This window comes from Thalassotalea castellviae (assembly GCF_031846185.1).
GTDB classification, from domain to species: domain Bacteria; phylum Pseudomonadota; class Gammaproteobacteria; order Enterobacterales; family Alteromonadaceae; genus Thalassotalea_H; species Thalassotalea_H castellviae.
In genome coordinates, this window is the sequence record NZ_JAVRIF010000001.1 from 241,142 (window position 1) to 255,633 (window position 14,492).

At 37.6% G+C, this 14,492-nt stretch carries 11 protein-coding genes and 1 pseudogene; 10 read left to right on the forward strand and 2 right to left on the reverse strand.

The genetic code is table 11. The features are described 5' to 3' along the window. Positions 1-128: 128 nt before the first annotated feature. From RM573_RS01070 to RM573_RS01115, 10 genes are all read left to right on the forward strand, one after another. Entirely contained in the window at positions 129-800 is a 672-nt protein-coding gene (locus RM573_RS01070) for a transporter substrate-binding domain-containing protein (protein WP_311575933.1), read from the forward strand. Between the two features lie 457 nt (positions 801-1,257). Beyond that, positions 1,258-2,727, forward strand: a complete 1,470-nt coding sequence (locus tag RM573_RS01075; protein WP_311575938.1) for a NarK family nitrate/nitrite MFS transporter — start codon at positions 1,258-1,260, stop codon at positions 2,725-2,727. 4 nt (positions 2,728-2,731) lie between these two features. Continuing rightward, a complete protein-coding gene (locus RM573_RS01080; protein WP_311575943.1) occupies positions 2,732-4,516 on the forward strand; it encodes a bifunctional protein-serine/threonine kinase/phosphatase in 1,785 nt (594 codons plus the stop codon). A gap of 200 nt (positions 4,517-4,716) precedes the next feature. Further along, a complete protein-coding gene (locus tag RM573_RS01085; RefSeq protein WP_311575947.1) occupies positions 4,717-6,933 on the forward strand; it encodes a molybdopterin oxidoreductase family protein in 2,217 nt (738 codons plus the stop codon). A 49-nt stretch (positions 6,934-6,982) separates the two neighbouring features. Continuing rightward, positions 6,983-9,010 (forward strand): DmsC/YnfH family molybdoenzyme membrane anchor subunit, encoded by a 2,028-nt coding sequence (locus RM573_RS01090; protein WP_311575950.1) that lies wholly within the window; start codon positions 6,983-6,985, stop codon positions 9,008-9,010. A 100-nt stretch (positions 9,011-9,110) separates the two neighbouring features. Then, positions 9,111-9,509, forward strand: a complete 399-nt coding sequence (locus RM573_RS01095; RefSeq protein WP_311575953.1) for a hypothetical protein — start codon at positions 9,111-9,113, stop codon at positions 9,507-9,509. 243 nt (positions 9,510-9,752) lie between these two features. Beyond that, positions 9,753-10,553, forward strand: coding sequence for a hypothetical protein (locus RM573_RS01100; protein WP_311575956.1), 801 nt, complete (start codon positions 9,753-9,755; stop codon positions 10,551-10,553). Positions 10,554-10,683: 130 nt separating this feature from the next. After that, a complete protein-coding gene (locus RM573_RS01105) occupies positions 10,684-11,397 on the forward strand; it encodes a hypothetical protein (RefSeq protein ID WP_311575959.1) in 714 nt (237 codons plus the stop codon). Between the two features lie 120 nt (positions 11,398-11,517). Next, a complete protein-coding gene (locus tag RM573_RS01110; RefSeq protein ID WP_311575962.1) occupies positions 11,518-12,624 on the forward strand; it encodes a RelA/SpoT domain-containing protein in 1,107 nt (368 codons plus the stop codon). A gap of 137 nt (positions 12,625-12,761) precedes the next feature. Next, positions 12,762-13,181: a hypothetical protein gene (locus RM573_RS01115; RefSeq protein WP_311575965.1), complete on the forward strand. Its 420-nt coding sequence runs from the start codon at positions 12,762-12,764 to the stop codon at positions 13,179-13,181. A gap of 22 nt (positions 13,182-13,203) precedes the next feature. Here the strand turns inward: RM573_RS01115 and RM573_RS01120 are convergent. Both RM573_RS01120 and RM573_RS01125 read right to left on the reverse strand, forming a co-directional pair. Next, positions 13,204-13,325 (reverse strand): annotated as a pseudogene (locus RM573_RS01120) (IS110 family transposase); the annotation flags it as partial. Between the two features lie 143 nt (positions 13,326-13,468). Beyond that, the gene (locus RM573_RS01125; RefSeq protein WP_311575968.1) at positions 13,469-14,476 is read right to left on the reverse strand and encodes an XdhC family protein; all 1,008 of its coding nucleotides are present in this window, start codon (positions 14,474-14,476) and stop codon (positions 13,469-13,471) included. Positions 14,477-14,492 lie beyond the last annotated feature (16 nt).

The window sequence follows — 14,492 nt, forward strand, 5'->3', positions numbered from 1 at the left end:
AGTGTTTTTTCGTAGTATTCGTGTTATTTTCTTCCTCACAAGTTATCATTGTTATAATTGCTTCATTTGAAATGGTTAACCCAAAGTAACATTTATATTTTTCAATTTAATTGTGATAAGGATTGAAAATGCATAAAGTTTTAATACCTTTACTGGTTTTTGTTAGTTTCGCCTGTCAAACACAAAGTATCCGTGTCGGCGTACCAAATATTGACCATAGTAGTTACTCAAAGGGAAATATCTCCGCTAACGTTTTTGAGCATAAGCCGCTGTTTAAATGCATGGAAGACAGTTTGCAAACAGCTATAGATTGGCAAGGCTACCCCCTTTTAAGACTGATGAAAATGGTCGAAAATAATAAATTGGATGCAAGTTTCCCCTTAATTTTTAATCAAGAGCGTGATAAAAAAGCTCACCGCAGTGAATATGTCAATGATGGGGTTTACTCTTGGGTAGCCATAGACGAATCCGTTGATATGGCCGACCGAGAATTAGACGTTGGTGCCATGCGCGGCTCAGCACAACATAGCAAATTATCCGCTTTAAATTATAAATATATATATCTCTCTGATGAACACAGCAAGTTATTTACATTATTATTGGCTAGGAAACTAAAAGTGATCGTGATCTCAAAGTTTATTTTAGATAAATTTAGGCTAGAACACCCCGACACTAAGCTAACAATAAAAAAACAATTTGGTTTTCAAGTAGGTTTTTATATGTCGCCACAGTATCATGCCAATAACGCCAATAGTTTTAATAAAGCAATAGCAGAATGTCGTCATTTATTTATCATTTAAAAGAAAACAGATACGAATGCTAAAGCGACGTTTAGCCTGCTGCTTCAGCCCCCTTCTCAGCTACATTGCTGACTTAAGTAAAATATCAAGGTTAACATTCATTAGCATTCAACAAAATACCTTCTACTGTTAGCCGCTTAAGTGGTCTCGTTGGTTATCTCGATAATCCACCCACTTCGTCTCAATTTCAATTGTTCAATCAAAGCCTTTATCACAGCTAACTGCCTATCGACAAAAGACGATGAGATGAAATAAAAGACACTTATTAGAATACTTACCCTATTAACATGCACTTAAAACGTGCAAAAGTTCTCTAGAAGTGCAAATCACATTGCACCTTAAACGAAGCATCATGTATAAACCCTTGTTTTTAAATGATTAAATTTATTTCACTGCCGTGGCACTCACTTTGCTTTACTGATATTAATTAAGATGAATCAATATTTGGGAGAATATAATGAGTGGACAAGCAGGTTTTAAACTCTGGTCATTCACAGGAAAAATAAAAATTTTACACCTAAGCTGGATGGCATTTTTTATTACGTTTGTCGTTTGGTTTAACCATGCCCCGTTATTAGCGGTTATTGGAGACAGCTTAGGATTAAGCAGTAGTGAAATTAAAACATTACTAATTTTAAACGTTGCTTTGACAATCCCCGCGCGGGTGATTATCGGTATGTTAACGGATAAGTACGGCCCAAGACTCACTTACTCGTTTATTCTCTTTTTCTGTAGTATTCCTTGTTTTATGTTCGCTACAGCAAACAACTTTGAACAAGCCGCTATATCTAGATTTTTACTAGGTTTTATCGGGGCAGGTTTTGTTATCGGTATTCGAATGGTCAGCGAATGGTTCCCTGTTAATGAATTAGGCACTGCTGAAGGTATTTATGGTGGCTGGGGCAATTTTGGCTCAGCTGCGGGCGCTATGTCTTTACCTGCCATTGCATTAATTTTTGGCGGAGAAGACGGCTGGCGATACGCTATTGGCCTGTCAGGTTTGATGAGTTTAGTCTTTAGCTTTGTTTGGTATTACAATGTAACGGATACACCTAAAGGCTCTACCTATTTTAAACCAAAACAAACAGGTGCGATGGAAGTGACCAGTGTCGGAGACTTTTGGTTATTATTAATCATGAAACTTCCTATGTATGGTGCGCTTACCCTCCTTGCTTGGAAACTTTCACCAAGTGGTGTGAGTTTACTAACCGAAACTACCACATTAATCGCCTATGTATCACTAGTGGCTTTATATCTTTTTGAAGTAAAACAAACCTATAAAGTCAATGGTCATATATTTAAAAAACCAGTCGATAAGATTCATCAATATAAATTTAAACAAGTAGCAGTCCTGAACGTGCTGTATTTTGCAACATTCGGCTCAGAGCTTGCGGTTATTTCAATGTTACCGTTATTTTTCGCCGAAGTGTTTGAATTAGATATGGTTTACGCTGGTTTACTTGCATCCATGTATGCTTTTATGAATTTAATGTCTCGCCCAGGCGGCGGTTGGCTCAGCGACAAATTTGGCCGTAAGAAAACGTTATTGATTTTAACAGCAGGTTTAGCATTAGGTTATTTCACTATGTCGACTATAGATAGCAGTTGGCCTCTTGCCCTAGCCGTTGTTGCAGTAATGGCGTGTTCGTTTTTTGTTCAAGCTGGTGAAGGTGCGGTATTTGCGGCTGTGCCTCTAATTAAACGTCGTTTAACAGGGCAAATAGCAGGCATGACCGGGGCATACGGTAATGTTGGAGCCGTAGTATATTTAACGGTATTGTCTATGGTAAGTTATCAAACATTCTTCTTAGTCATAGCTGCCACCGCTGTAGTTGGCTTTATCACACTACTCTTTATGGAAGAGCCAAATGGCACTATCACAGAAGTAAAAGAAGATGGTTCAATAGAGTTAATTAATGTAACTTAACGAGATGACAACACAGCAAAACACCTCAACACTTAACAAAGCCAATATAACTGCATTACAGTTAAGTTTTGGGGGCGATTCACGCAAAGGGATCAAAGATGAAAATCAAGATGCCTTTGCGGTTTCTTATCCTACTCATTCCGTGTTATCAGCTAAAGGTGCAATTGCAACTTTAGCTGACGGAGTAAGCAGCGCAAGTCATGCCGCGAAAGCAGCCCAGCTTGCGGTAACTCAACTTATTCAAGATTATTATGCAACGCCTGAAACTTGGTCTACCGAAAAATCGGTGTCAAAAGTACTCACCAGTTTAAATCAATGGTTATTTTCACAATCTGATAATATCGACTTGCATGATAACTCGATGCGTAACCAACAATGGTTCACTACCCTTTCCTCACTTATTATCAAATCAACAACCGGTTATATTTTTCATATTGGTGATACTCGAATTAGTCGATTAAGAGCAAACCAGTTTGAAATAATCACGCAAGATCACAATAGAAAACAAGGCAACCAAAGTAATATTTTAACGCGGGCACTAGGAGCAGATAGTCGCCTAAGAGTTGATTATCATAAAATTGATGTGCAAAACGACGATATTTTCATTATCAGTTGTGACGGTGTTCATGATTTTGTCGACAAAAAAACAATCACTCAAATGTTAACTACACTAACTGAAAAACCGACGAATCAGGAGTTAGAAGCGGCAAGTAGAGCCATCACAGACACTGCAATAAATAATGGCAGTGATGATAACGTCAGTTGTTTATTAGTACATGTAGCGCAAACACCTAATCGTCAGTTAAATGAAATAGAAAGGGATATTAGAGAAAGAGCCATTCCGCCTGCGATGGAACCAGGAATGAAAATTGATAATTACATTATTGGAAAGGCGATACATTCCAGCACGCGTTCACATTTGTATTTGGTTGAAAACATTCTCGATAAACAAACTTCGGTGCTTAAAGTACCGTCTTTAAATTTTAGTGACGACAGCCTTTACCTACAAGGATTTATGCGAGAAGCCTGGGTAGGCGAACGAATTAATCACCCTAACATAATGAAGGTCACCTCAGATTGTCATGACAGTCGATTTTTATACCATATTTGTGAATATATCGATGGTCAAACGTTATCTGAATGGATGCACGATAACCCTTCTCCTAGTATCGCACAGGTTAGAGATATCATAACGCAAGTTATTTCAGCATTGCGTGCATTTCAACGACTTGAACTTGTTCACCGTGATATTAAGCCCGACAATATTATGATCGATAAATACGGACAAATTAAGCTGATAGATTACGGTACAGTTTCTATCGCTTCGTTAGACGAAGACATTAACTCGATTAAAGATGAAGTACCACAAGGCACGTTAAATTATATAGCGCCAGAAACCTTGCTATCTATGCAGTCGAGCAATATGAGTGACTTATTTTCATTAGGGGTTATTTGCTATGAAATGTTAACCGGCGAATTACCATTTAAACCAATGAACAGAGCAGAAGTCACGCAAACAGGTTTTCAAGATTGGCAATATCGCAGTATCAAACAGTTTCGTCACGATATCCCTTTTTGGTTAGACCTTTGTTTAAAACAATGCACAGAGCCAGATCCCAGTTTACGTTATCAGGCGTTTTCAGAGTTTCAAAAAGACCTTACTAAACCAAATTTATCTGCCATTGAAGAATATAAAAAACAGCCGATACTACAACGAGATCCAATAAAATTCTGGCAAGGCATGTCTGTGATCCTTTTTGTCTTACTGATAATTTCGCTAACCAATTAATATTTTTCGTTTTGTTCAAAATGAACAAGCTAGCATCGGTTAATCCTCTACCCGCACCATCATAGCGCAAAAGCCCTGTTATAGTTCAACATACCTAGGTCAAAAACACATTAACCATTGATTTATAAAGAATTTATTTTCGGTGCGATTATTGCAAATCACAGACACACGCACTTTAAATTTATAAATTGGAATACGCTATGTTGTTTGGGCGAAAGAAAAGAAAACCTATTTCTATTCCTGCTAAAAAAGTAAAAGAGTGGAAATATACCACTTGTAATTATTGTTCTACCGGTTGTTCAATAGAGATCGGATTAGACGAAAACAAAAAGCTTGTTACTTCAAGAGGTCATGCGGGCGCAGATGTAAATCGCGGAAAATTATGCATTAAAGGTTTACTTGAACATGAATTGTTTGAAAGTCCTGGTCGTGGTACAACACCATTAATCAGAAATAAACATTATGAAAAATTTGAGAACACCTCATGGGACCACGCTTTAGATACCACCGCAGAACAAATAAAAAAGATACAAAACAAATACGGACGCGACGCATTCGCTATTATCTCAACCGGACAGCTTCTAACTGAAGAATTCTATACGCTGGGTAAACTTGCCCGCGGCTGTATTGGTACAAATAATTATGACGGTAACACCACACTATGTATGGCGTCAGCGGTAAGCGGCTATAAAAGAAGCTTTGGCTCTGACGGTCCTCCGGGTTGTTATGATGACTTTGAACATACTCATTGTTTTATGGCGTTTGGTTCAAACCTACCTGAACAACACCCTATTATTTACTGGCGATTAAAAGAAGCATTAGAAAAAAGAAAATTTCCCCTTATTGTTGTTGACCCTCGCGTCACAATGTTAGCGCAATTTGCAGATATTCATTTACCGATAACACCGGGTACCGATTGCGTATTAATCAACGCCATGATGCACGTGATCATCAATGAAGGTTTGCAAGATCAAGCGTATATCGACGCACATACTCAAGGTTTTGAAGAAGTTAAAGCCTTAGTTCAAGATTACGATCCAAAATCTGCTCAACATATTTGTGGTATTGATGAAGATAAAATTCGTACTGTAGCAAGGTTATACGCCAAAGCGCCAGCCGCGATGAGCATTTGGACAATGGGCATAAACCAATCAACCCATGGCTCTGACGGTGTTGCCAATATTAATAACTTAAACTTAATCACAGGGAACATCGGCAAACCGGGTGGCACCAGTTTATCAATTACCGGTCAATGTAATGCGATGGGCACTCGTGAATGGTCTTCTTGCTCGGGTTTACCTGGATATCGTTACCTTGAAAATCCAGAAGATCGAAAAGAAATCGCTGATTTTTGGGGCATTGATCCTGAGTTCTTCCCTAAAAAACGAGGCTTAGCTGAAACCGATATTTTTCCGGCCATTGAAACAGGTGAAATTAAAGGCTTATGGATAGTTGCTACGAATCCAATGACATCAATGCCAGACACCAGTCGAATTCGTAAGGCGTTAGAAAAACTCGATTTCCTTGTCGTACAAGACGTCTACGAAGATGTTGAAATGAATCAATATTCACACGTTTATTTTCCTGCTGCTGTATGGGCTGAAAAACAAGGTTGTCATACCAACACTGAACGTCGCGTTAACTTAATCGATAATGCCCTTGAGCCATATAAAGAATCAAAACCTGATTTTTGGATATTTAACCAAATGGCAAAACGTTTTGATAATGGCAATATTATTCATTTTCCTGACGAACCAGAGCAAGCATTTAACGAAATGAAAAAGCTTTCGGTAGGCACCAATGCTTACGGCAATGAAAGAACGTTAGACATTTCAGGCATGAGCTATGAAAAAATTATCAAAGCACGTGGTATTCAATGGCCTTATCGCGAAACGGCTGAAGGTGAAGAAGAAACCTTAAAAGGTGATCCGCGCTTATACACTGACGGACAGTTTCAAACAAAATCAGGTAAAGCAAATTTACTGCCGATTTCATTCTTTAATAATAATGAGCAGCCATGTAAAGACTATCCGTTTTGGTTAAACAGTGGTCGCGTCGTTGAGCATTTTCACACAAGAACACGTACCGGAAAAATCGGAAACTGTAATAAGTTCAGCCCTACTCCGTATATGGAAATGAACCCTGATGCAGCAATTGAATTAGGTATTGAGCATCAAAGTTATGTGCGATTGACAAGTCGTCGTGGTGACGCTGTTGTCATGGTGCAATTAACTCAACGTGTTCCGCGCAACATGGTATTTATCCCGTTTCATTTTCATGATTGTGTGAACCGCTTAACTTTAGGTTTATTAGACCCGCATTCAAGACAACCCGCTTTTAAACAAGGCTCCGTCAGAATCGACAAAGTAGATCAAAAAGAAGCCGCACAACTCAATGTTGAACGACGTGCATTTTAGAAAAAAGAAAAATCATTAAGCCGTATTATTTAGCTGACAAGGCATTAAAATGAATAATGTAATAGATAAAAAAATTGAAACTAAAGACCCTGTTGATTTAAGTGTAGGCAGTTTTGATCCTGCAACAATGTCTGTGGCTTCACCCGAGCAAGCAGGACGATCTAATCATTGGGAAGTGAGAACGCAAGAGCAAGATTATGCGTTTTTACCCACTCACGAAGATAAAAGTGAAATCAAAGAAAAAAACCGCTACGGGCAATTAATTGATTGTGTAGACCTTTCTGGCTTACCGAAAGAACGCTCAATGTTTATTAATGAAAACCCCGAAGTAGGCACAAACCCAAATCGTAATAAACAGCATGGTTTTTTCTTCACCGCTGATAACTGTATTGGTTGCCACGCTTGTGAAGCAGCCTGTTCGGAGAAAAATGAAAACCCCGCTCATTTAGCGTTTCGTTCAGTAGGTTATGTTGAAGGCGGTTCTTACCCTGATTATAAGCGTATGAACATATCTATGGCATGTAACCATTGTGATGACCCTGTTTGTTTAAAAGGTTGCCCAACAAAAGCTTATACCAAACATGCGGAATATGGAGCAGTTTTACAAGATCCTGAAACCTGTTTTGGTTGTGGTTACTGTACATGGGTTTGCCCATACAATGCCCCACAACTTGATCCTGTAAAAGGACAAGTATCAAAATGTAATATGTGTGTTGACCGTTTAGAGGTTGGGTTAAAACCTGCGTGTGTTTCAGCTTGTGTCGGTAACGCATTAGATTTTGGCGTAATCGAAAATACCCCAGAAAACCGTGAACAGTGTAAAACCAGTATTCCGGGTTTCCCTGATCCAGAAATTACTCATCCAAATATCCGTTTTCAACAAACAAAAACTTTACCGGATGAAATGAATCGTACCGATTCTATGCCTGTTAAATATCATAAAGATAAAGAAGGTTACTATAAGTCAGTTATCGATCAAAAAGCAGGTAAAGCGAAACATTGGAATTTTGGAAAACTTAACAGTAGAGAAAATCCATTAGTACTATTTACCTTATTTGCTCAAGCAGCATTTGGTACGTTTTTAATTCCATTTTTAACGGCATTATTTGGCGTTGAAGCGTTTACCGCTTTCGTAAAATCAGAGATGTTTTTACCACTAACGATTGTTTCGTTGCTAATGACAGCGTTTGCCTTATTAATGAGTGTTACTCATTTAGGTAAACCTATGCGCTTTTACCGCGGTTTTAATAACTTAAGATATTCGCCAATGGCACGCGAAGGTTTTGGTTTGGCCATGTTTTCTGCGGGTTGTGGTTTAACTGCATTATTTAGCTTACCAATGAACGAGTGGGTAAATGAGTTAAGCGTCGATTTATTCGCAGTAAACTTAGTTGAATTAACGAATGGTCTGCCATTAATTAATCTACAAGTGTCGGCTGGTATATTTGCCTTACTCGCGGGTACTGGCGGTATTTACTACATGAATAAGTGTTACCAAATTAAAGCACGTCCTTTTTGGCATCACATTCAAACGGCAACGTCATTTTTAGGGAATAGTTTATCGTTAGGTGCATTAGTGAGTGGCGTTATTGTGCTAGCAACACTTATCATTTCTGACAGTTCTGCTGAATTAACGAACCAAGCATTATTAGTATTTACCAGTGTATTTACCTTAGGATTATTACTAGAAGGTATCGGCTTAATTAAACATAACAAAGACTTAAATAGTAGCGATAATGAAGGTGGGGCTGCACATTACATTCAATGCACCACTTTTGGTAAAACTTACGTATTTAGAAATACCCTACTCGCTTTAAACACGTTAGCAGCAGTTGGGCTTTTAACGGCTAATATTTTAGGCTTTAATGATATCAATTCATTATTAGTATTATGGAGTGTTTTAGCGCTAGTGAATTGTGCAACCGCCGTTATTGGTAGAGCTTTGTTTTATATTCTTGTTATTCCAACGACAATGCCGGGTGCATTTTTCTGGAAAAACAAAGGATTCGAGCAACACGCTAGAGACATTGGCTTAGCAGACAACCCTGCTACAGGTGTTGCGCCGTTAGCCCATTAAGTTAATCTATTATCAAATAATCCCGATATTAGATTAAGAGATTCGAGAGATATTGCTAAAATTAAAGAATATCTCTCGATCAAATATTTGAGAACCATTCATGTTAGAAAACCTTGAAGACACCATAAATAAACGTTGTTTAATTGCCTTAAGCTATTTCAGTGTTGATGACAAACCCTTAAAACAAACATTACTGGCTGGTACCGTAAAATCGGTTGATAAAGAAATGGGGATCACCCTTTCACTTGATATTGAAGATGAAAATAAAACCACTACCCCAAGCCAACCTGAATTTATATTACCTGCAAACCTTTCTTGCTGGTTCAACTCACCTAAGGGAACATTCAATACTAGTAACCCAAAAATTAAAATTGAAAACCCCGATTTTTTAGTGACATGGGACATTTACCAAACCAAAAAACCTAAAGATGCCAAAGAAGAAGGCGAACAACAATGGTGGGAATGGCACCCAAGAACAGCACCACCACAAGTAAATTAAATCCAAGTTAGCTTTCATGCTAAAGACTGAAAGCTTATTTACCTTTTACCCTTCTTTTATTCCCCCCTTTTATTTTACGGAACAACTAGAATTTAAGCTTTATAAGTGATTGATAAACATTAACTGTTCACGTATTGTATTTTTATATCAATAATAAAAAGAGAAAATATTCTTCGATGATTGAGAGAATTTTTCTTATAATTAAGCTGTTAGGTGCTTCACAAGGAAGTTGAGGATTTAAGTTTGACGAAAAATTTCAAATTATTTTCAGAAAGTATCATTCTTGCAGCGATACCTGCATTAGGCTATTGGGTCGCTTTCGTTTACGAACTTGGATACTTTAACTATTTTGAGCTTCCAAGAAGCTTTATTGAAATTGCGTTAAACTCAGTTCTCCTTAACTCGTTATCGGTTGTAAGTGGTTTGTTTTTCTTTTTCATCGTATTTGATTTTATTCGGCGTGCAATGTCAGGAGTAACAGAGGCTCTTAGATACATATTGTATAGGCTTCTATTCGTCTGTTTCCTAGTTTTTGGCTTCGGACTCATATTCGACAAACCAATAGAGCAAATACAAGTGCTGCTATTCATTGTGGCTACTCCAATTATTTTCAAAGACATCTTGTGGCCTCTTTGGTCTCATCGCCATATTAAGGGGTTTGGAAATAAGATTGCGGCAGCTAGGAAACAAGACTTAGAGTTCGACTCCGTAACTGACAAGTTGGTAGAAAAAGCAGGCATAGCACCATTTTTAATAGTTATATTTATCTATCTTTTCTCCATTTTTTCCTACCTAGCTGGCGGCTATCAAGCAAATAAGCAAGAACACTTTCTAACGTCTAAAGAAAGACCAAGTTTCATTTTGGTTAGAAAATACAATGACAAATGGCTTTCTTTAAAAGTTGATGTTGTATCCCAAGAGTTTCATGAAACCTATGAATTAATTCCAAGTGACAAAATAAGTGTATTTTCAAATACCAATATCGGTAAACTAAAAAAACGGCAGAAAGATAATTCAACAGGTGGGTCGGGCGGCGGCACCTAACAAGCGCATTAAGTACGGGACTGCTAACAGTTGGCTCGGTTCCGTTTCGCTTAACATTTTAGCCAACTGCAAAAAGCATCTTAACAGGGCGTTAGATGATTAATCAAGTTTGGAGCATTAAGGAATATTTATGGCAACTATTAGACTTGCAGTAATAGAACGAATGAAAAAGAACTTTGACCAAACTGCTTTCTCAAGACATATGTTTGATTTTTCAGTAAACCAAAAAGATCACGTATTACAAGTGACTTTCCTCGGAAATGAAAAATTTCAATTCACTATAAAAGAAGTTTCCCCTCCAAAACAAAATAGATTTAAATTTGTAAGTATTGAGTCACCTGGAGATGTTTCAAATGAAATTGAACAGTTTGATCACGAAACTTTAAATAATGCCCAAAGTAGAGCTTACAGCTGGGCTGTTCGAATTGAAGAAGATTTTAGAATTGCGGCTCCTGAAGATAATGAATTAGAAAATTTCAGAGCCGAATTTTTTGCCAGCTTTGATCAGAGTAAAACAGCTGCCGATCATTTTACGGAAGATGAAAAATCAGTTGTTAATAATAAAATGAATGAGTTTGAAGAAAAGTTAGAAACTCTTTATGAAAAACTCAACGCAAATCATCAGCAAATGAATGAAATGCGTAGACAAATAGAAATGCTTAAGAAAAGTGTCGAGATATTGGATAAAAGAACTTGGTTATCAGCTGCATGTAATCGAGTTTTTGATATTGTTAAAGAAGTAAAAGGAGCTAAAAAAGAAATATCAAATCTTCTTGGCGATATGAGTAATTTACTGCCTGATAATACTTCAGCTACAGAAGAAAACCAAGATGAAATGGCTTAAAATCATCTCACAAGAAAATAAAGCGGGACTGCTAAAAGCTTGCTCGATTTCGCTCCGCTTCACATTTTAGCAAACTATTAATCAGCCCCTTATTTGGCGTTAAGCGTAAAAGGAATTCATTTGAGTAATCTGCAATACAAAAACCAAAAGAAACCGCTTGCGACTTCAAAGAAAGAAATCGATAGAGCTGCGACTTCAATTCGCCACGGAATTTCAGGTGAGGAAAGGCTAGCGGCTATTAAAACGATTCAAGGCTTTAGGGAGTTTCATTTATATCCATTAATGCTTTTGAAAAATCATCTTGTTAGGACATCATCAAAAGTATCTGGCAAAACTAATGTTGCTAGGAGATTAAAACGTCTAGCAACGATAGTTAATAAACTAGAAAGATCAACTCTTGATGGTGAGAGTTCTAACTCTATAAAATTAACTAGAATGCAAGATATAGCAGGTTGTAGAGTAATAGTTAAAGATATTAGCAAATTAAAAGCATTACAAAAAAAATTAGAGAAAAGTACTTCTGTCCATAAAATTATAAAGATACGTGACTATTTAATTCCAAAGGAAAGTGGCTATGGTGGCGTTCACTTGGTTTATAGCTGTTATGAAGGACTAATTGAACCTCACGAATGGAAGAAAGCAAAAGTCGAGGTGCAACTACGAACTGAGCTACAACATGCTTGGGCTACAAGCCTTGAGATTATTGATACTCTTGAGCAGATAAGCCTAAAAACTAGTCATGAAGGTCATGAGCAATGGCGTAATTTTTTTTCATTAGCAGGAAGGCTTGTTGCTCATCAAGAAGGTGCTTGCATTATCGATAACCAAGTTGAATTGAATAGCCTTCGAATTGAACTTGCAAAATTATCAGATGAATTAAAAGTAATCCCTAAAATTGCACGTTATACATTGGCTATTAACTTTACGACTAATGAAAAAGCTTCAAGGAAAAGTAAAAGTGGTCAGGGGATGTTTTTAGTTAAGATGTATCACCCTGATAACGAAAAAAAACAAATAAAAGTAGTCGTTAAATTTTTCCGTCTTAAAGATAGTTCTATAGCATTGGAACATTTAAATGAAGCAGATTTGGATGATAATATTGCGATTTCAGCATTGGTTTCTGCATCGGATGTACGAGCACTAAAGCAAGCCTATCCAAACTATTTCGGTTCAACTAAGAAGTTTGTAGAGTTTTTGACAAATCAAATTAACTTAATAACAAAGTAAACACACATAACAAAGCACTTAAACGCAACTAAAACAGTGGGTTACGTTTCGGTTCGCTACATATTTTAACCCACTATTTTAGTCCGCTTTGTGCGGCGTTAGGGCTCAGAAGTGTATTTTAACTAAGGAGAAGACTATTGCAATTATTCACAATAACAATCCATAGCAATTGTTTCGGCAAGGATATAGAAGATGAACTTCTTGAAGAAATGGCTGCTCATTTCCATCAAGAAATGAAGCGCCTTTTGAAAGTGCACGGGGTTGATTCAGATTTATCCGTTGATACATATTGGCGTAAAGGAAGTTTGATAGCCGAATTTCTATTAACACTTCAAAATGTTGATATAGCTTCAGTCCTCACTATTGCTGGTTCATATAAAGTTGTTAAAGAATACAAATCCCTTAGAGAGAATGTAGTTTTAATTGCGGGTGATATTAAAAAGTTCTCTACTAAAGTTGGTGGTGTATTTGTAAGCGCTAAAGATACACACCTCTCAGAGGGCAAACCATCACCAAAGTCAAAAAAACTAGAAGATAAATCAGATCATAAGCCCTAACAAGAGACTATGGCGTCAATAACTAATTTTTAGCTACTGGCGCTTTCCACATAACAGCGTCTCTGAAACTAGCATTCAAGATCACAATCATCTTTCTAATACAGGCAATTATCGCTACTTTTTAGATTTTCCAGCAGCAACCAAACTGCAACGGTACAATAAGTGCTCCGAAGAAAAGCACGTAAGAAAAGCACGTAAGAAAAGACGATGTATCAGAACTAACAGAGTCTAAGTAAAGGGGATAACTTTGTCCCCCATATCTGTCGGTTTACTAAACCATCCGCACATTATTTTCGTAACGACTGCTCTAAATAACGCCTTTCTTGGATAACATGTGCCAGTACAGAGATAGCAATTTCAAACGGCGTTTTACTGCCAATGTCTAGGCCTACAGGCGAATGCATTTTATCTAAACTTGCCACGTCTTCCACATAATTCATCAGGCGTTCCTTTCGTTTTCTACAGGTGTTTTGAGAGCCTATGGCACCAATATAAAACGCTTTGGTGGATAAGGCGTCAACTAAAGCAAAATCATCTACTCGGGGATCATGTGCTAAAGCAATTATGGCATTATTTTCATCAGCAAATTTTTCATTGATCAACTTTTCTGGCGAGCCTTGATAAATAGACACATTTGCTACTGCCCAATTGCGAATAAATTCTTCACGGTGATCCCACACTGACACATCAAAATCTAACGATTGTGCAAGCTGTGCCACACATCGCGCGACCTCACTGGCACCAATTAGTAACATTTGATACGCAGGTCCCATTACATGTTCAATGTATACTTCATCTTCGTCATTGCTAGCAACTCTTGTGATGCCCCGTTGAATATTTTTTTCTAGTAACGACATCTCCCCAGAACTTGCCATAACTTTTCTGCCAATTAGCTCACGTTTAGCTAAAAAACGATCAAGTGATGAAAAATGCTCAATACTAGTATTTGATGGTTGTATATATTCCACTAAAACGTGAAGCTGCCCGCCACAAGGCAAAACAAACTTAGCTTGTTCTTCTTGAGAGCCGCCATAAACCATTTCAATAGGATATTGCTGATGGTTTTGGTTCACGAGCAAAGTTCCCTGCTGCATTTTTTCCAATAAATCTTCTTCGATACAGCCACCCGATAATGTGCCCGCAACACCATATTTTGAGCTATAGGCCATTAATGTGCCTGCCGGTGTTGGTGAAGATCCCCAAGTACTGGTTATAGTGCATAACCAAACAGGCTCATTTGTGTTTAACCACTTCAAAACATTGGCTATCACGTGGTGATGACTTTGAATTTGCAAGTTTGCATCCTCTATT

Coding starts and splice junctions, on each gene's coding strand:
- RM573_RS01080 (WP_311575943.1), top strand. CDS start 2,732: ATGACAACACAGCAAAACACCTCAACACTTAACAAAGCCAATATAACT.
- RM573_RS01095 (WP_311575953.1), top strand. CDS start 9,111: ATGTTAGAAAACCTTGAAGACACCATAAATAAACGTTGTTTAATTGCC.
- RM573_RS01075 (WP_311575938.1), top strand. CDS start 1,258: ATGAGTGGACAAGCAGGTTTTAAACTCTGGTCATTCACAGGAAAAATA.
- RM573_RS01105 (WP_311575959.1), top strand. CDS start 10,684: ATGGCAACTATTAGACTTGCAGTAATAGAACGAATGAAAAAGAACTTT.
- RM573_RS01085 (WP_311575947.1), top strand. CDS start 4,717: ATGTTGTTTGGGCGAAAGAAAAGAAAACCTATTTCTATTCCTGCTAAA.
- RM573_RS01070 (WP_311575933.1), top strand. CDS start 129: ATGCATAAAGTTTTAATACCTTTACTGGTTTTTGTTAGTTTCGCCTGT.
- RM573_RS01090 (WP_311575950.1), top strand. CDS start 6,983: ATGAATAATGTAATAGATAAAAAAATTGAAACTAAAGACCCTGTTGAT.